This is a genomic window from Amycolatopsis sp. NPDC049688 (assembly GCF_040674975.1).
Classification (GTDB): Bacteria; Actinomycetota; Actinomycetes; order Mycobacteriales; family Pseudonocardiaceae; genus Amycolatopsis.
This window is the reverse complement of sequence record NZ_JBFANY010000004.1, coordinates 191,778-208,728: the sequence shown is the minus strand read 5'-3', so window position 1 is coordinate 208,728 and position 16,951 is coordinate 191,778. Positions and strand designations below refer to the sequence as shown.

16 protein-coding genes are annotated in these 16,951 nt (G+C 72.6%); 1 reads left to right on the top strand and 15 read right to left on the bottom strand.

All coding sequences use genetic code 11. The features are described 5' to 3' along the window. Window positions 1-97: 97 nt before the first annotated feature. The 3 genes from AB0J55_RS16315 to AB0J55_RS16305 all read right to left on the bottom strand — a co-directional run bounded on the left by AB0J55_RS16315 (window position 98) and on the right by AB0J55_RS16305 (window position 4,479). Window positions 98-1,201, bottom strand: a complete 1,104-nt coding sequence (locus tag AB0J55_RS16315) for a PrsW family intramembrane metalloprotease (RefSeq protein WP_364249527.1) — start codon at window positions 1,199-1,201, stop codon at window positions 98-100. Between the two features lie 362 nt (window positions 1,202-1,563). Next, window positions 1,564-3,948 carry a DUF6779 domain-containing protein gene (locus AB0J55_RS16310; RefSeq protein WP_364248505.1) on the bottom strand — a complete coding sequence of 795 codons (2,385 nt, stop codon included), beginning with the start codon at window positions 3,946-3,948 and terminating at the stop codon, window positions 1,564-1,566. A gap of 69 nt (window positions 3,949-4,017) precedes the next feature. Next, window positions 4,018-4,479 carry a DUF3180 domain-containing protein gene (locus AB0J55_RS16305; protein WP_364248503.1) on the bottom strand — a complete coding sequence of 154 codons (462 nt, stop codon included), beginning with the start codon at window positions 4,477-4,479 and terminating at the stop codon, window positions 4,018-4,020. 61 nt (window positions 4,480-4,540) lie between these two features. On the opposite strand from AB0J55_RS16305, the gene AB0J55_RS16300 reads away from it, so the two are divergent. Further along, window positions 4,541-5,476 carry a MerR family transcriptional regulator gene (locus AB0J55_RS16300; RefSeq protein ID WP_364248501.1) on the top strand — a complete coding sequence of 312 codons (936 nt, stop codon included), beginning with the start codon at window positions 4,541-4,543 and terminating at the stop codon, window positions 5,474-5,476. 325 nt (window positions 5,477-5,801) lie between these two features. On the opposite strand, the gene folK is transcribed toward AB0J55_RS16300, so the two are convergent. The 12 genes from folK to AB0J55_RS16240 form a co-directional block, all read right to left on the bottom strand. Then, window positions 5,802-6,293, bottom strand: a complete 492-nt coding sequence (folK, locus tag AB0J55_RS16295) for a 2-amino-4-hydroxy-6-hydroxymethyldihydropteridine diphosphokinase (RefSeq protein WP_364248499.1) — start codon at window positions 6,291-6,293, stop codon at window positions 5,802-5,804. After that, window positions 6,290-6,649, bottom strand: coding sequence for a dihydroneopterin aldolase (folB, locus tag AB0J55_RS16290; RefSeq protein WP_364248497.1), 360 nt, complete (start codon window positions 6,647-6,649; stop codon window positions 6,290-6,292). Before folB ends, folK begins: the two co-directional genes overlap by 4 nt. Then, complete coding sequence (folP, locus tag AB0J55_RS16285; RefSeq protein WP_364249524.1) at window positions 6,642-7,448, bottom strand: dihydropteroate synthase; 807 nt, start codon at window positions 7,446-7,448, stop codon at window positions 6,642-6,644. The genes folB and folP overlap by 8 nt, the downstream gene beginning before the upstream one ends. A 35-nt stretch (window positions 7,449-7,483) precedes the next feature. Continuing rightward, window positions 7,484-8,089: a GTP cyclohydrolase I FolE gene (gene folE / locus AB0J55_RS16280; protein ID WP_364248495.1), complete on the bottom strand. Its 606-nt coding sequence runs from the start codon at window positions 8,087-8,089 to the stop codon at window positions 7,484-7,486. After that, a complete protein-coding gene (gene ftsH / locus AB0J55_RS16275; RefSeq protein ID WP_364248493.1) occupies window positions 8,067-10,475 on the bottom strand; it encodes an ATP-dependent zinc metalloprotease FtsH in 2,409 nt (802 codons plus the stop codon). Before ftsH ends, folE begins: the two co-directional genes overlap by 23 nt. Before the next feature lie 186 nt (window positions 10,476-10,661). After that, window positions 10,662-11,489 (bottom strand): ESX secretion-associated protein EspG, encoded by an 828-nt coding sequence (locus AB0J55_RS16270; RefSeq protein ID WP_364248491.1) that lies wholly within the window; start codon window positions 11,487-11,489, stop codon window positions 10,662-10,664. Between the two features lie 95 nt (window positions 11,490-11,584). After that, window positions 11,585-12,346 (bottom strand): ESX secretion-associated protein EspG, encoded by a 762-nt coding sequence (locus AB0J55_RS16265; protein WP_364248489.1) that lies wholly within the window; start codon window positions 12,344-12,346, stop codon window positions 11,585-11,587. A 60-nt stretch (window positions 12,347-12,406) separates the two neighbouring features. Beyond that, window positions 12,407-13,798, bottom strand: a complete 1,392-nt coding sequence (locus tag AB0J55_RS16260; RefSeq protein ID WP_364248487.1) for a hypothetical protein — start codon at window positions 13,796-13,798, stop codon at window positions 12,407-12,409. Window positions 13,799-13,820: 22 nt separating this feature from the next. Then, on the bottom strand, window positions 13,821-14,186 hold the full coding sequence (locus AB0J55_RS16255) for a hypothetical protein (protein WP_364248485.1): 366 nt from the start codon (window positions 14,184-14,186) through the stop codon (window positions 13,821-13,823). A 157-nt stretch (window positions 14,187-14,343) separates the two neighbouring features. Next, a complete protein-coding gene (gene hpt / locus AB0J55_RS16250) occupies window positions 14,344-14,895 on the bottom strand; it encodes a hypoxanthine phosphoribosyltransferase (RefSeq protein ID WP_125308269.1) in 552 nt (183 codons plus the stop codon). A 3-nt stretch (window positions 14,896-14,898) separates the two neighbouring features. Then, on the bottom strand, window positions 14,899-15,867 hold the full coding sequence (tilS, locus tag AB0J55_RS16245; protein WP_364248483.1) for a tRNA lysidine(34) synthetase TilS: 969 nt from the start codon (window positions 15,865-15,867) through the stop codon (window positions 14,899-14,901). Further along, entirely contained in the window at window positions 15,864-16,874 is a 1,011-nt protein-coding gene (locus tag AB0J55_RS16240) for a zinc-dependent metalloprotease (RefSeq protein WP_364249521.1), read from the bottom strand. The genes tilS and AB0J55_RS16240 overlap by 4 nt, the downstream gene beginning before the upstream one ends. Between the last annotated feature and the right edge of the window lie 77 nt (window positions 16,875-16,951).

The window sequence follows — 16,951 nt, the reverse complement described above, 5'->3', positions numbered from 1 at the left end:
CGTTCCAGTCCCTTCGCGGGTACCGGACGACGGCGCGAGACTAACTCGGGTGGGCGCGCGCCGTTGAGCCCGGGTGACCAGCTTCACCCGGACCGGGTCACCCGCGGGCGGCCTCGTCGGCGAGGCGTGTCGCCTCCGCACGGGCAGCCTTCAGGGTGCGCAGCAGCTCCTGCTGGCGCTGCCGGTCGGTGTCGCTGGTGAGCTGATGCCGGTCGAGGAACGCGAGCTCGGTCACGCTGGCCTGGTAGACGGCGACGGCCTTCGCGGCCTGCTTGCCGGACTGCCGTTTCGCCTGGCGGCGCCACGCCCGGCGGCCGGGCAGGCTGGCCAGCAGCTCGACCTCCGACGGCGCGATCCACCGGGCGGCGGCCATGTGCGGCAGGGCGGCGGCGATGATCCGCTGTTCCCGCCGTCGTTGCAGGACGACCAGGTAGACGACCCCGAAGAACAGCGGCAGCATGATCAGGAAGTAGACGGTGAGGAACTTCGAGCCGCCGAGCAGCGCGGCGCTGTTCCAGAGGGCGTGCAGGCAGACGGCGGCGAGGTACCCGGCGATCGGCGCGACGATCTTCAGCGCCTTGGTGGTCGTCCGCGCGGCGATCCCGATCCCGATGCCGGTGAGCACGGCGAACAGCGGGTGCGTGAAGGGGGCGAGCACGCCGCGGAGGAAGAAGGCGGTGATGACGCCCTGGCTGTGGCCGTCACCGAAGCCGTAGTCGTAGAAGGCCCGCCCGAAGTAGTAGATGTTCTCGGTGAAGGCGAACCCGGCGGCGCTGAACCCGGCGTAGACGACCCCGTCGACGACGCCGTCGAACTCGCTCGAACGTCGCCAGAGGATGAGCACGACGAAGAGGGCCTTCGCGGCCTCCTCGACCACGGGAGCGGAGACGAGCGCGGCAACGGTGTTGCCGCTGCCCTGCCCGAGCAGCTCGTCCCCGACGGCTTCGGCGGTGGTGTTGATGAGCAGCGCGGTGATGGTCGCGATGCAGGCGCCCCAGGCGAAGGCGAGCAGCAGGAACTTGGCGGGCTCGGGTTCCCACCGGTCGACCCAGAGGAACCCGGCCACGACGCCGGCAACGGGCACGAGAGCGGCGAGAACCCCGATGGTGACGGCGAGGGGCCCGACCCGCGCGGTGGCGAGGCCGAAGAGGAACAGCCCGCACAGGGCCACCACGATCAGCCCGAGCACCGGCAGCAGCACGGTGATCCGGCGAGGCCGCCGTCCGCGATCCAGTCCCGTCGCGGGCGAGAGGGTTCCGCTCACAGCCGGTCACCCTACGCAAGAGTGGACAGGGAGAGGAACGCCACCTCGGTCTTGCGGCTCCGCCAGCACTTGCACCAAGCGCCCGGCCGGCTCGCTCGAGAGCGGTACCCGCAGGTGCTCTTGGTGGGCGCTTGAGGTGCGCTTGGCGGCCATGCTCGGCTGGCCGCGCGGCAGCTGTGCTCGGCGGGGCCACCTTCGCGGAGCGGTCCACAGGTGCGCCTCGGTGGGCCCGCGCTCGTGAGGCCCGCATGGCTGCCGGGCCATGCCGAAGAACCGCTGCCAGGCGCCCCCCGCCAGGCTCAGTCCTCCGCGCGGCGGCGGCGTCGCGGTGTCGAACCCGTGCCGCCGTTTGCGGCCAGCAGCTCGCTCACCGAACGGCCTGCCGCGTGGGAGCCGCTGCCCGGGGCGGGCTCGGGGGCGGCTCGGCGGCCGTTGCGGGATCCGTTGTGGCCGTTGCCGTTCTGCTCCACGTCGGCCGGGTCGACCGGGGTCATCCCGCGGCGGGACATCGAGGCGCGCTCGGCGACCATGCCCTCCCAGGCCGGTGGCTCGCCGTCCGGGCGACGGCGGCGGCCGCCGCCTGCCGGCTCCGGAGCCGCCGGCACCGCCGGGAGCTGCTGCGATTCGTCCGGCTTGCGGCGGCGGCCGCCCGAGCGGCCCTGGAAGTTGCGGACCGACTCCGGCAGCGTCGGGTTCGCCAGCGGCCCCGCGTCGGCCTGGGCCGCGGCCTCCCCCGGCGCGCGGTGGGACCCACCGTGCCGGGACGGCGGCTCGTCCAGGATCGGCGACATGTCCGCCCGCGAGAACTGCTCCAGCCGCGACGGGCGGCGGCCGTCGGCGGCCGGGACCGGCGTCGTCGGCGGCACCACCGGGGGCAGGTCCGTGCGCGACGGCTGCCGCGGCGCCGGGCTCTTGCTCGGCACCGGCGTCGTCGGCGGGACGACCGGCGGCAGGTCGGTGCGGGACGCCGCGGCGTCCCGCGGCATCGGCGCCTTCGGCTCGGGCGGCTTGGGCCGGTTCGGGCGCTGACGCTCGGCGAAGTCGTCGCGGTTCTGGAACGCCGCGCTCAGGTCCTTGACCGGCCGGATGTCCGAACGCGACATCTCGGACGGCTTCGGCGGCGGCACGTTCGCCCCCGGACGCCCCGGCGCCCGCGGCGGCTCGGGCGCCTTGCGCGGATCGGGACGCACGCCGTTCGGCTGGCCACCGACCCGCGGCAGGTCCGGACGCGACATCTCGACACGCGGGATATCGGGCCGCGACATCTCCACCCGCGGAATGTCCGGACGGGACATCTCCACGCGGGGGATATCGGGCCGCGACATCTCCACCCGCGGAATGTCCGGACGGGACATCTCCACGCGGGGGATGTCCGGGCGGGACATCTCCACCCGCGGGATATCGGGCCGCGACATCTCCACCCGCGGGATGTCCGGACGCGACATCTCCACGCGCGGAATGTCCGAACGCGACGCTTCACCGCGCGGGACGTTCGGCCGCGGCGCCTCCACCCGCGGGATGTCCGGACGCGACATCTCGACACGCGGGACGTTCGGCCGCGGCGCCTCGACGCGCGGAATATCCGGACGCGACATCTCGGCGGGCCGGAGGTCCGACCGCGACATCTCCGCCCGGCGCGCCGGCGGCGGCTCGGGGCGGCGGATCTCGGTCTGCGGCTCCGGCGGGCGCCGGATTTCCGTCTTCGGCTCCGGCGGGCGGCGGATCTCGGTCTTGGGCTCGGCGGGCCGCGGCACGTCCCGGCGCGTCGGCTCGGCCGCGGCCTCCGGACGGCGCTCAGGCTGCTTCGCGACTTCGTCCGGCTTCGGCAGCCGCATCGGCTGCGACTCGGCCTGGCGGCGCGCCGCCTCGGCACGCAGCTCCGCGGCCTTCAGCTCGCGCTGCGCGGCGTTCAGCGCCGGGTCGACCGGCGGCACCGGCGGACGGCGTTCGCTCAGCGGCTTCGGCCGGGCCATCTGCTGGGTGCTCTGCACGGACACGTTCGCCGGTGTCTTCGGGACCGGCTTGCCGCCGAAGCCCTTGCCCTTGCCGAGGCCCTTGCCGTTCGCGGGCTTCGCGCCCGACGCCTTGCGGCGGCGCTCGTCGAGGACGCGGTCGATCAGCTCGGTCGGCCGCTCGCCGCCCTCGACCACCGGCTTCTTCCCGGCCATCAGCTGGGCGGGCTTCTTCTTCGGCGCGCCGTCGGTGACCAGGCGGTTCTCGTCGGACAGCTTGCGCATCCGGGTCGCCTGCGCGGTGAGCGCGACGCGTTCGAGCAGCACCTCGCCGCCGAAGAGCGACTGGAGGCTGTCGCGCAGCGCGGAGACTTCGGCGCGCAGCGCCTCCAGCTCCTCGCGGCCCTTGGAGTCGGCGACGGAACTCTTCTCCGCCTCCACCTCCAGCTCGAATTCGCGCCGGGCCGCGATCTCGCGTTCCAGCTCCAGTTCGTACACAGCCTGCGCCTCGGCGACCGCGTCCTCGCTCTGTGCCGCGTGCTTGCGGTACTTCACGGCGAGGAAAGCGCCGATCAGGGCGGCCCAGAGGGCCGCGACGATCCCCAGCCGGAGATAGCGGAGGTCGTCGCTGAGCACCAGTGCGAGGGTGGCTCCGATGGCGAGGACAAAGCCGACAACGAGCCACGGCCTGCCCAAGAGGCGGCCGCGCGAGTCGTCACCCACGCCGGTCATGTCTGACACCGTACCTGCTCGTAATCCGAACGAGACCTACTCGGTCCAGCGAGCGGTGGGATTCCAGCGCTAACCGGTCGTCCCGCGGGTGCGCTCACGATCGTGGTCCTGCGGGGTCCGGCAGCAGTGTTCGAGCCACAAAGCCGCAGCTACCAGGGCTGCGGCGGAGCCGACGCCGACCACCGCGGCGCGGGTGTCGAGCACCGCCGCGACGAGTTCGTCACGTCGCGGAAAAAGATAGGCGAGCGCGGCCAGCCAAGCGCCCGCCATGAAGGCTCCGGCGAGTGACGACGCCTTGGCCAGCGCCACCGATCGGGCGACCCCGATCGCGGCAACGACGCGGCCGTTCTTGATCCGCGACCGGATCGAGAACGCCAGCACGAGCTCGATCACGGCCAGCACGGCGAAGGTGATGCCGGCGAGCAGCGGCAGCTGCGGCAGCGAGCCGTAGGCGACCTGGAAGAGCAGGTAGCCGAGGCCCAGGCCGAGCAGCCCGGCCACCACCAGGTCACGGGGCCGGGTGAAGTGCATGCCTCAACCGTACCGTGGCAGGGTTGACTCTCCCCCGACTGGAGAGTTCACCATGCGTCTTGTGGGCACCACCGCAACCTTCACCATCGGCGAGCTGGCCCGCCGGACCGGCCTGCCGGTCAAGACCATCCGGTTCTATTCGGACGAGGGCCTGCTGCCCCCGACCGACCGGACGGACGCCGGCTACCGCCTCTACGACGCGGCGGCGATGGCCCGCCTGGAACTGGTCCGCACCCTGCGCGAGCTGGGCCTCGGCCTCGCCGACGTCTCCGCCGCGCTGACCCAGTCCGCGACGGTGGGCGAGCTGGCGACCCGGCACGTCGAGGCCCTGGACGAGCAGATCCGGCGGCTGCGGCTGCGCCGGGCGGTGCTGCGCGCGGTGGCCAAACGCAACTCGGAGCTGGAGGAAGTGAACCTGATGAACCGACTCGCGTCGATGTCCGACGAGGAGCGCAAGCGGCTGGTCGACGAGTTCTGGGACGAGATGGTCGCCGGGCTCGACATCGACCAGGAGTTCTACCGCCGGATGCGCGCGGGCAAGCCGGAGCTGCCGGACGACCCGACGCCCGAGCAGCTCGAGGCCTGGATCGAGTTCGCCGAGCTGGTCCAGGACCCGGACTTCCGGGCCCTGATCCGCGGCATGAGCGAAACCCAGGCCCGGCAGATCCGCGACGGCGAGTTCCAGCAGCCGGCGGACGCCTGGCGAACGCACTGGAACGAGTGGACGGCGAGCGCCCAGGAGGCGGTCGACGCCGGGGAAAGCCCCACGTCGGAACGGGGGCAAGCGCTTGCGGCAGCGATCGCGGCGGCCTCCGCCCGCCCGGACCAGGACGCGAACTCGGCGGAGTTCCGCCGCGAGCTGGCGGACCGGTTCGCAGCCAGCGGCGACGCCCGCGCCGAGCGCTACTGGCAGCTGCTGGCGATCATCAACGACTGGCCACCGGTCGCGACCACCCAGCCCGCGGTGGGGTTCATGATCGCGGCCCTGCGCGGCTGAGCGCACGGCCGCGGTCGCGGTCGCGGGTCATGATCGCGGCCCGGCGCGGCTTAGCGCACGGAGCCGGCAGCTCGGCGACGAACTGGCGGTGATCGGTAACGGTCACCCCCGGTTCACCGATGAGTCACCTTTCCGGCCCCTGGCGCTTGGGGGACCCCCGGTTTCAACGTTACTCGCGGGGACCGACAGTTCCGGGGCCGCGAGTGCAAGTTATCCACAGGGTTCCCGGGTTGCGCACAGGCGCCGGGCACTGTTTGGGGGCAACTTGAGGCTCGCCGGGCGACCGCCGCTATTTCGACCTCCGACCGGGCGCCAAGGCTCAGGGTCAGCGCAGTTCGAGGTCCGTCCGGCGAACAGACGCCACCTCGTCCGCCGGGCGCGCCTTCAGCAGCTCTGCGATCGGGCCGTGGCCCGGCAGGACCGCGTCCGGGGCTATTTCCACCCAAGGCACCAGCACGCTCGCCCGGTCCGGGGTGCCCGGGTGCGGGAGCAGCAGCTCGGGGTCGTCGGAGGTCACGCCGTCCACCGTCACCACGTCGACGTCCAGGGTGCGCGGGCCCCAGCGCAGCTCCCGGACGCGGCCCGCCGCCTGCTCGGCCGCCTGGCCCGTGCGCAGCCATGCCCAGTGGTCGCGGTGCGGGTCGTCGACCAGGCACACCGCGTTGAGGAAGTCCGGCTGGTCCTCGACGCCCCACGCCTTCGTCTCGTAGACGCTCGACACCGCGACCAGCGCCGGCCGCACCGCGTCCAAGGCCAGCTTCAGGAAGCCCAGGCGGTCGCCCAGGTTGGAGCCGAGCGAGAGGACTGCCCGGCTCACCGGTCGCGCCGGACCGTGACGGCCACGTCGTCGAACGTCAGCGGGATCGGGGCCGACGGCTTGTGTACCGTCACCTCCACCGCGCCCAAGCGCTCATCGCGCATCACCTCGTCGGCGATCTTGCCGGCGACGCTCTCGATGAGGTCGTACGGCTCGCCCGCGACGATCCCCGCCGCCAGCTCGGCCAGCTCGCCGTAGTGGAGCGTCTTCGTCAGGTCGTCCGACGCCGCGGCCGGCCCGAGGTCGAGCCACACCGTGATGTCGACGACGAACTCCTGGCCGTCGCGCTTCTCGTGCTCGAACACCCCGTGGCGCCCGAACACGCGCAGGCCGGTCAGCGTGATCCGGTCAGACATCCGGCGAACCCTTCCACCAGGCCGCGGCCACCGCGACCGCGTCGAGCGAAGCCCCGACCTCGTGCACCCGGACGCCCCAGGCGCCGGCCGCCGCGGCGAGCGCGGAGATCGCGGCCGTGGCGTCCTCGCGGCCGTCCGGCGGGCGCGGTGTCCCGTCCTTTTCGGACAGCAGGCGGCCGAGGAACCGCTTGCGGGAGGCTCCGACGAGCACCGGGAAACCCAGCGACAGCAACGAATCGAGACCGCGCAGCAACGCCCAGTCGTGCTCGGCGTTCTTGGCGAAGCCGAGCCCCGGGTCGAGCACGATCGCGCTCTCGGCGACCCCCGCCGCCAACGCTTCGTCCACTCTGGACAGCAGCTCGGCGCGGACGTCCGCCACCACGTCTTCGTACTTCGCGAGCGCCTGCATGTCCTTGCTGTGACCGCGCCAGTGCATCAGCACCCACGGCACACCGCTCTCGGCCGCGACGCGCGCCATGCCGGGATCGGCCAGCCCGCCGGAGACGTCGTTGATCACCTTCGCCCCGGCGTCCAGCGCCGCGGCGGCCACGGTCGCGCGGGTGGTGTCGACCGACAGCTGGATGCCTTCGCCGGCGAGCGTCCGGATGACGGGCAGGACACGCTGCAGTTCGGTTTCGGCGTCCACCCGGGCCGCGCCCGGCCGCGTCGACTCGCCGCCGACGTCGATCAGGTCGGCCCCGCGCGCCCACATTTCCCGGGCGTGCTCCAGCGCCTGGTCGAGCCCGAGGTACCGGCCACCGTCCGAGAAGGAATCCGGCGTCACGTTCAGCACGCCCATCACGACGCACCGCCCGGGAGCGGGAAGCCCCACGCTCACCGGCGCGCCTTGATGAGGTCGAGCGCCTCCGCCCGCGAAGACGGGGAGTTCTTCAGCTGTCCCCGCACGGCGGAGGTGGTGGTGCGGGCGCCCGGCTTGCGGATCCCGCGCATGGCCATGCAGAGGTGCTCGGCTTCGATCACGACGATCACGCCGCGGGGCTCCAGCTTCCGCACGAGCGCGTCGGCGACCTGGGAGGTCAGGCGCTCCTGGACCTGCGGGCGCTTGGCGTAGAGGTCGACGAGCCGGGCGAGCTTCGAGAGCCCGGTGACCTTCCCGGCGGCATTCGGGATGTACCCGACGTGCGCGACGCCGTGGAAGGGCACCAGGTGGTGTTCACAGCTGCTGTACATCGGGATGTCCGTGACCAGCACGAGTTCCTCGTGGGACTCGTCGAAGGTCCGGTCCAGCACCGCGTCCGGCTCGGTGTAGAGCCCCGCGAACATCTCGCGGTACGCGCGGGCCACCCGGGCGGGGGTCTCCTTGAGACCGTCCCGCTCCGGGTCTTCGCCGCACGCCAGCAGGAGCTCGCGGATCGCCTTCTCCGCCCGGTCGTGGTCGAAGACCGGGCGGTCGGCGTCACTGGGACTTTTCGGGTCCATCCACGTCACGTCGTTCTCCCTCGTTCTGCTGGTTGCCCGCCTGATCGGCGAACCAGCCGTGCTCACGAGGGCGTTCTTCACCGCCTGGCCGCCACGACTGGCCCGGCTGACCGCCCGGCGAGGTCGCGGGCGTCCAGCCCGGAGGGGCACCGTAGTTCGGCGGGCCGCTCTGGCCGGCCGCGCTGCCCGGGTAGTTGCCGCCCGGCTGCTGGCCGCTGTAGCTCTGCGGCCAGTGCGCCGTCCCGTTGGGGCCGCCGTTCGGGCCGCCGTAGGGCCGGCCGCCGTTCGGGTAGGCGCCCGGCGGGGCGTACGGGTTCGCGTTCGGGTCGACCGGGGACGGGTACGGCGGGCCACCGGGCAGGTCGCCCGCACCCTGCGCGGTGCCGACCGGGGTCGGCTCCGGCTTCAGGACCGGCTTCTCCTTCTCCGGCGGCGGCCACGGCTCGCCGCGCTCCATCGCCAGCTCGCCCGGGGTCTTGATCGGCGGCTTGTCCGACGGCGTCCGCTCACCGAACTCGTTGAACACGGTGATGTGCGGGCGCTTCTCGACCGTCGCGAAGATCCGCTCCAGGTCCTTGCGGGTCAGCGTCTCCTTCTCCAGGAGCTCGATGACCAGCTCGTCGAGCACGTCGCGGTAGGTGTTCAGCACGTGCCACGCCTCGGTGTGCGCCGTCTCGATGAGCTTGCGCACCTCCTCGTCGATCTCGTGCGCCACTTCCAGCGAGTAGTCCGCCTGCCGCCCGGCCGACCGGCCGAGGAACGGGTCGCCCTGCTCCTGGCCGTACTTGACCGCGCCGAGGCGGGCGCTCATGCCGTACTCGGTGACCATCGCGCGGGCGATCTTCGTCGCCTGCTCGATGTCGGAGGACGCGCCGGTGGTGGGCTCGTGGAAGACGAGCTCCTCCGCCGTACGGCCACCCATCGCGAAGACCAGCCGCCCGATCATTTCGGAGCGGGTCATCAGGTCCTTGTCGTCCTCGGGGACGAGCAGCGCGTGCCCGCCCGTGCGGCCGCGCGGCAGGATCGTCAGCTTGTAGACCGGCTCGATGTCCGGCATCGCCCACGCGGCGAGCGCGTGCCCGCCCTCGTGGTAGGCCGTGATCTTCTTCTCCTTCTCGGAGATGATCCGGCTCTTGCGCGCCGGGCCGCCGACGACGCGGTCGACCGACTCCTCCAGCGCCGCGTCGGTGATCACGTGCCCGTTCTGGCGGGCGGTGAGCAGCGCGGCCTCGTTGAGGACGTTCGCCAGGTCGGCGCCGGACATGCCGACCGTGCGCTTGGCCAGGCTGGTCAGGTCCGTGCCCTGGGCGATCGGCTTGCCCTTGGCGTGCACCTCGAGGATCGCCTTGCGGCCGCGCAGGTCGGGCGCGGACACCGGGATCTGCCGGTCGAACCGGCCCGGGCGCAGCAGCGCCGGGTCCAGGATGTCCGGCCGGTTGGTGGCCGCGATCAGGATGATGCCGCCGCGGGCGTCGAAGCCGTCCATCTCGACGAGCAGCTGGTTCAGGGTCTGCTCGCGCTCGTCGTGCCCGCCGCCGAGGCCGGCGCCGCGCTGGCGGCCGACCGCGTCGATCTCGTCGACGAAGATGATGCACGGCGCGTTCTGCTTGGCCTGTTCGAACAGGTCACGCACACGCGAGGCACCGACACCGACGAACATCTCGACGAAGTCCGAGCCGGAGATCGTGTAGAACGGCACGCCCGCCTCACCAGCGACGGCTCGCGCGAGCAGCGTCTTGCCGGTACCCGGCGGCCCGTAGAGCAGGACCCCCTTCGGGATCTTCGCCCCGAGTGCCTGGTAGCGCGCCGGGTTCTGCAGGAAGTCCTTGATCTCGTACAGCTCTTCGACGGCCTCGTCGGCACCCGCGACGTCCCCGAAGGTCGTCTTGGGCATGTCCTTGTTCAGCTGCTTGGCCTTGGACTTGCCGAAGTTGAGGACGCGGTTGCCGCCGCCTTGGGCGTTGTTCATCATCCACATCAGCAGGCCCAGGACGAGGGCGAGCGGGATGGCGAAGATGAGGATCTGCGTCAGCACGCCCTGCTGGGTCACCTTGGTGGTGAACTTGATCGGCTGGCCGCCGTTCTTCGCCGCGATCAACGAGTCGTAGATCGGGCGGGTGGCGTCCGAGGGGTACTGCGAAATGATCTGGGTGACCTGCTGGCCGTCGACGTCGATGGGCTTGGTCAGCAGCAGCTTGAGCTGCTGTTCCTTGTCCTCGAGGCTGGCTTCCTTGACGTTGTTCGAGGTGATCTGGGAGTTCGCCACCGAGATGGGTGCCTGAGTGTACCCACGATCACTGTCGAAGATCGTGTTGTACGCGAACAACGCCAGCAACCCCGCGACGATCCACAGCAGTGGGTTCCTGAGCACGCTCTTCCGGTTCATACGACTCGGCCCTGGTGGCCTCGACCCTCCCTGGTTGGGCGGCTCCTGTGATACCCGCCATCACGATCTTGACAACCCGTGGTGCCTGGACACCTGCCCATCAGGGTACCGCCCGCTGCCGCGTTCATCCCCTGTGAGCCTCTCGCAGGTCAACGGGCGATACCGCCCCTGGGTTCCCGGGCCACGCTAGCGCGTGCCGTCGGACACACTGCTCACCATCTCGCCCAGGCGGGTCCGCAGCGTCTTCGGGTCCGCCGGCGCCACGGTCACCCACTCGCGCCCGTCCGTCCCCGCGCGCGAAAGGCTCAGGTAGCGGCCGGTCGCGGTGTCGAACCAGCCCAGCACCCGGGACCGCTGCCTGGCCCCGACCTGCGAACGGCTGTTCGCTGCCAGCTGACCGCCCCGCTGCCGGGGTTGCCCCGCGATGCGGCCGTACGCCTCGCGCGGATCGACGGCCAGGCGTTCGCTCAACGGGGTGCGCCGGGGCCGCCCCCGCCGCTTGCCGTCCTCTTCGGCCGGCCCGGACGGGGAGGACACCGGCACCCGGATCGGCGCGGTGTGCAGGGCCTCGTCCAGCGGCAGGGTGACCGACGCCTCACTGCCGCGCGGGGCGGCCGGCAGCATTCCGACGACGGCCGAGACCAGGCCGTCCGGCGGGACGTCCCGCAGCCAGATGCCGTCGGCGTCCTGGATCGCCAGCACGCCCTTGGTCTCGTCGGCCGCCGCGAGCACGCCGACGGTCGGGGCCTCGAACTGCGGGATGTGCAGCGCGTCGATGGTCAGCGGGGCGAAGGCCAGCAGGTGCAGGGCGTCTTCGATCGGCGGGGCGAGCCTGCCCCGCGGGTCGCGGATGCCCCGCGCCTTCAGCTCGACGTCGGCGCGGTGGCGCAGCGAGACGCGCTCGTCCTCGGTGGCGCCGTGCGACCGGATGATGAGCGGGTACGGCAGCTCACCGGCCTGCGCCGACTCCCACAGGAAGTCGAACGCCAGCGGCGAGAAGAACTCTTGCATCATCACTCTCCCGGATCGGACTCTTGCCCAGCGTAGCCCCCACCCCCGACAAAACCGGACGGCTCCGGGCCGGGCTGGGCACGTCCGAAGACAGGAGGTCAGACCGCGGTGGTCGTCGCGGCGCCCGCGAGCATCTCGCCGAGGCGGTGGCGCAGCGTGGCGGCGTCGGCGGGGGCGATCGTGATCCAGTCCCGGCCGTCGCGGCCACGGCTGGACTGGGCGAGGTAGCGGCCGGATTCGGTGTCGAACCAGCTCAGGACCGGCGTGCGGGTGCGCCCGCCCAGCCGGGTGCGGGCGTTGGCGCCGATCTGGCCGCCGCGCAGCCGGGGCTGGGCGAACAGGCGGGCCAGCGCCTTGCGGTCGTCGTCGGCCGAAGCGCGTCCGTCCAGGGCACCGGACCCGCCGGGCAGCTGGTCCCGCGGCACGGTGATCGACTTCTCGGTGCCGCGCGGGCCACCGGGGAGCAGCGAGACGATCGCGCTCGCGAGCCCGTCGGGCGGGCACGGCTGCAGGTGCAGGCCGCGGGTGTCCTGCACGGCCAGCAGGCCCTGGCCGCCCAGCACACCGGCGACCGAAAGCAGCGGCTCGGCGTCCGGGGCGATCAGCTGGACGGCGTCCAGGCTCAGCTCCGGGGCCGCCAGCACGCCGAACCAGTCCTCGATGTGCGGCTCGGGCCGGCCGCGGCCGTCGGCGGCCCCGCGCGCGGTGAGCCCCTCCAGCGTGCGGCGGCGCAGCATCGCCCGCTCGTCGACGGTCGCGCCGTGCGAAGGGATCTTGAACGGGTACGGCAGCTCGCCCAGCCCGGCCGACTCCCACAGGAAGTCCACCTCGACCGGGGTGAGCAGCTCAGCGTGCGGCATCGAGCCACCCCCAGGAGATAACGGGCCGGGCACACCCACGGCGTGCCCGGCCCGAACGGATCAGCGGTCTTCGTCGTCCTCGGACCACGCGCCGATGACCGGCGGCGGGGTCGCCTGGTTCGCGCCGAAGGCCTCGTCCGGATCCGCCTCGATGAGGAAGGACGCGTGCGTGTGCTCCTCGTCCTGCTCGCCCTGAGCGCCGTGCGGGGCCATGCCGCCCATGCCCGGGTTCATCGGCGGCGGGGTCTGGCCGCCGATGGTGCCCGCCGGCGAGACGACGCCCTGCTGCGGCGCCTGGGCCGACGCGGCGCTCTGGCCCTCGGCCGACGCCAGCTTCGTGTCGTTCTCCGCCTTCGAGCCGGACTTGCTGCCGGCGCCCAGCGCCCGCGTCGCCAGCGCGCCGAGGCCGCCGGCCAGGCCGCCGACGCCGAGGCCCATGCCGATCTTGCCGAGGGGGTTGCCGCCGCCGGGGTGGCCGCTGCCCGAGCCGGCGCCCGCGCCGGTGACCGAGCCGGCCCCGGTGACCGAGCCGCCGGCCGCGTCGCCGCCGAGCGTCGCCGCCGCGTCCTGGCCGAAGCCCGCCGCACCCGGGACACCGCCGTGCCCGCCGTTCGGGCCGACGACCCCGGCGTGCTGCGCGCCGAACGCGCCGCCGTGGCCGCCGAAGCCCGCGCCGCCGGAGGCGAAGATCGCGTCGCCCGCGCCGGGCAGGGCGTCGACCGGGCCGGTGCTGCCGACGGAGTTCACCGCGTTGAACGAGATGGAGTTGTGCGACGCCGTCGGCTTCATGCCGAGCGACTCCGGGCCGAAGCTCGGGGTCGAGTTGTCGACCTCCTTCATCGCCTGCGTGTAGGCGTTGAAGAACGCGACCTGCTGCGCCTTGACGTCGTTGGCCGCGTCCGCCTGCGCCTTCTGGTCGGCGATGAGCGCCGCCGGACCGCCCGCCAGCGCGGCCGCCATGGCCTGCTTGGGGTCGTAGTCCTTCGGGGCCGGCATCTTCTTGACCTCGGCGGCCGCCGCGGCCTGCCGGGCGAGCCGGTCGGACATCGTGTGCGCGGCGTCGGAGGCCTGCGAACCGGAGTTCGCGATGGCCACCAGCGCGCCCTGCGCACCCGCGGCGCCCCGGCCGACCCACGCGTTGCCCAGCTCGGCGATCGCGTTGTAGAGGTGGTCGGAGGCCTGCTTCAGCTCGGTGCCGTGGTGCGCCCAGGCGTGCCCGGTCGCCTCGGCCGTGCCGGGGTCGTTGTTGTTGACCGCGCCGGCGTAGAGCTGCTGGCTTTCCTGCGCGTTCCAGTTCGGCGGGTTGGCGATCGCGCGGTCGCTGCCCATGTCGAAGCCGCCGGCGCTGCCGCGGGCGTTGTCGACGATGTTCTGCGACGCCGAGTTGTCGCCGAGCGGGACCAGCGAGCCCGGGTCGGTCGTGGCCGGCTGGTTCGTGTTCTTCGGAGCCATGACTACGAGTTCCCCTCTGGACTCAGGCGTTGCGGAACGGGTCGGCCGCGGCCTGGTCGATCTCGTGGTACCGGGACATCGCCGTGACGATGCCCTCTTCGGCGGCGGAGTACTGATCGAGCAGGTTCTGCAACGCGGCGGCGTAGGAGTCGCCCCCGCCGTCGGCGCGCTGGACAAACTTCGCGGCCATCGCGTTGCCGACCGGGTTGTCGCCGAGCTTCGGCGGCTGCGCGAGCGCACCCGCCCCGGCGAGCAGGGCCTCGACCGCGTCCTTGCCGGTGCGGATCTTGTTCAGCACGGTCTGCGCGGCGTCGGGGTCGATCCCGACCTGACCCGCCGCGGCCGCGGCCTTGAAGGCGTTCGCGTCGGCAGCGCTGCTGTTCCCCATCTGCACTCTCTCCCGTTCCCCCGACCCGGACACCGCGGGCACGAATGGTCTTCGCATAGGTTAACGCACGTGATCAGAGCCTATGACGCAAACTTCGTGCCCGGGGTTCCGCGGATCCGGTAAATGCGGTGAACGGTCGGTGAACACCGCCGATGGACTACGAGGTGTAGACCTTCGGGTCCAGTGTCCCGATGTAGGGCAGGTCGCGGTACCGCTCGGCGTAGTCGAGGCCGTAGCCGACGACGAACTCGTTGGGGATGTCGAACCCGATGTACTTCACCGGCACGTCCACCTTCACCGCTTCCGGCTTGCGCAGCAGCGAAACCACTTCGAGCGACGCGGGGTTGCGGCTGGCGAGGTTCTTCAGCAGCCACGACAGCGTCAGGCCGGAGTCGACGATGTCCTCGACGATCAGCACGTCCCGGCCCGCGATGTCGCGGTCGAGGTCCTTGAGGATCCGCACGACACCCGACGACGAAGTCGCCGAGCCGTACGAGGACACGGCCATGAATTCCAGCTGCGTCGGCAGCGGCAGCGCACGGGCGAAGTCGGTCATGAACATGACCGCGCCCTTCAGGACGCCCACCAGCAGGAGTTCGCCCTGCCCGTTGGCCGGATAGTCGGCGGCGATCTGCTCCGACAGCTCCGCGATCTTGTCCTTGATCTGCTGCTCGGTGACGAGCACGGAGGCGATTTCGCCCTCGTACACGGGTCATTCCCCTCGTGTGGTGGGTTGGGAGGTGAGGCAGAGCCTGCCACGGCACCGGCTCGCCTCCAAGTTGCCGGGTAGCCACACACCGCCCTGACCACGCCACCGGGCGACGAGGTCGTCGACCGCCCGCAGGTGCGCGTCGGTGAGCTCGCGCACACCCGATTGCAGCAACCACCTGCGAAGAACCCGCCGCCGCAGTGCCGCGGGCTCGGCCTCCAGAACGCCGGTATCCAGTCCTCCGGGGCCGCCCGCGCGGGTGAAGATCAGGTCCGCCAGTGTGTCCAGCGCCTCATTGTCTTCACGCAGCTGCGCCGCCGTGCGAGCGAGCGCGGCGGCGACTCCGCCGTTGAGGACGTCCTCCAGCAACGGCAGGACTTCGGTGCGCAACCGGACGCGCGTGAACCGCGGTTCGGCGTTGTGCGGGTCGTGCCACGGTTCGACGCCGAGTTCGGCGCACGCCGCCCGGGTCGTCGCGCGCGGCACGGCGAGCAGCGGCCGTCCCCACGGCGGGTCGTGCGGCCGCATCCCGGCGACGCTGCGCGGGCCGGAGCCGCGGCCGAGCCCGAGCAGGACCGTTTCGGCCTGGTCGTCGAGGGTGTGGCCGAGCAGGACGAGGCCGTGCCCGGCCAGCGCCCGGTAGCGGGCCTTGCGCGCGGCGGCTTCCGGGCCGCCCGGGCCGGTCACGTCGGCCCGGCGCACCTCGGCTTCGTCGACGCCGAGGGACTTCGCGGCGGCGGCCGCGTCGAGCGCGATCTTCGCCGAACCCTCCTGCAGGCCGTGGTCGACGACCAGCGCGCGGACGACGTGCCCGCGGCGGTGCCCGACGTACGCGGCGGCCTCGGCCAGCGCGAGCGAGTCGGCGCCGCCGGAGACCGCGACGCAGATTTCGGACGGGGCTGCGGTGCTCTCCATGCCCGCCAGGAAGCCGCGCACGGCCCGGCGGACGGCCGCGACCGCCGGCCCGGTCATCCGTGCAGGCGCCGGACCCACGCCGCCGGATCGGAGATCTCGGCGCGCGACGGCAGGGTGTTCGGCGACCGCCAGACGGCGTTGAAGCCGTCCATGCCGACGGCGTCCACGACGTGCTTCGTGAACTTCGCGCCTTCTTCGTACTGACGGATCTTCGCGTCGACGCCGAGCAGCGCCCGCAGCAGCCGGTCGAAGACGCCGCCGCCCTTGCGCCGGGCGGTGAACCGCGCGCGGATCGTGTCGACGCTCGGCACGACCTGCGGCCCGACGGCGTCCATCACGTAGTCGGCGTGGCCCTCCAGCAGCGTCGAGAGCGCCAGCAGCCGGTCGAACACCGCGCGTTCCTTCGGCGACTGGAGCAGCTCGGCCAGGTTGAGCTTGGGGCCCTGCTTGATCGCGTCGGGCAGCCGGCCGAACAGGTCGGCGAGGCTGTCGCTGCCGCCCCCGGCGAGGCCGGAGACGAGCCGCTCGACCTCGTCGGCGAAGTAGTCGCGCAGCCACCGGACCGCGGTGAACTGCAGCCGGTGGGTGCACTCGTGCAGGCAGACCCAGAGCCGGAAGTCGTGGCCGGACACGTCCATCGCGCGCTCGGCGGCGACCACGTTCGGCGCCACCAGCAGCAGCCTGCCCTCCTTGTCGGGCCCGCCGAAGGGGTCGTACTGGCCCAGCACGCGGCTGGCGAGGAAGGCCAGCACCAGCCCGGTCTGCACGCCCGCGCCGCCGGCCAGGATCGGCCCGAGCGGGCCGCCCTGCTGCGGCAGGGCCCGCCCGGTCAGCGCGTTCAGCCCGGCCGCGGCCGACCGGACCCAGCCGGGCCGGTCGACGACCTCGCCGGGCAGCAGCGGCAGGTCCAGCCCCAGGTTCGTCAGCCCGCGCACGTGCCCCTCGGCCTCGACGGTCAGCTCGCGCAGGTCGGCGACGGCTTCTTCGGCCTGTTCGCGCGGAACCTGCGGGCCGCCGCGCACGAGCAGCGCGCCGGTCTGCGCGGCGATCGCCCAGTCGACCATGGGCCGGGTCTGCGTTTCCTGACTCACCCTTCCGACGCTACCTGCCCCGGCGCGGGTTTCCGGCCACGATCTTCGTA

Bases quoted from the DNA above. Each gene is read 5' to 3' on its own strand.
- AB0J55_RS16310 (WP_364248505.1), bottom strand. From the start codon at position 3,948: ATGACCGGCGTGGGTGACGACTCGCGCGGCCGCCTCTTGGGCAGGCCG.
- AB0J55_RS16305 (WP_364248503.1), bottom strand. From the start codon at position 4,479: ATGCACTTCACCCGGCCCCGTGACCTGGTGGTGGCCGGGCTGCTCGGC.
- folB (WP_364248497.1), bottom strand. From the start codon at position 6,649: ATGTCTGACCGGATCACGCTGACCGGCCTGCGCGTGTTCGGGCGCCAC.
- folP (WP_364249524.1), bottom strand. From the start codon at position 7,448: ATGGGCGTGCTGAACGTGACGCCGGATTCCTTCTCGGACGGTGGCCGG.
- folE (WP_364248495.1), bottom strand. From the start codon at position 8,089: ATGGACCCGAAAAGTCCCAGTGACGCCGACCGCCCGGTCTTCGACCAC.
- ftsH (WP_364248493.1), bottom strand. From the start codon at position 10,475: ATGAACCGGAAGAGCGTGCTCAGGAACCCACTGCTGTGGATCGTCGCG.
- AB0J55_RS16270 (WP_364248491.1), bottom strand. From the start codon at position 11,489: ATGATGCAAGAGTTCTTCTCGCCGCTGGCGTTCGACTTCCTGTGGGAG.
- AB0J55_RS16265 (WP_364248489.1), bottom strand. From the start codon at position 12,346: ATGCCGCACGCTGAGCTGCTCACCCCGGTCGAGGTGGACTTCCTGTGG.
- AB0J55_RS16260 (WP_364248487.1), bottom strand. From the start codon at position 13,798: ATGGCTCCGAAGAACACGAACCAGCCGGCCACGACCGACCCGGGCTCG.
- AB0J55_RS16255 (WP_364248485.1), bottom strand. From the start codon at position 14,186: ATGGGGAACAGCAGCGCTGCCGACGCGAACGCCTTCAAGGCCGCGGCC.
- tilS (WP_364248483.1), bottom strand. From the start codon at position 15,867: ATGACCGGGCCGGCGGTCGCGGCCGTCCGCCGGGCCGTGCGCGGCTTC.
- AB0J55_RS16240 (WP_364249521.1), bottom strand. From the start codon at position 16,874: ATGGTCGACTGGGCGATCGCCGCGCAGACCGGCGCGCTGCTCGTGCGC.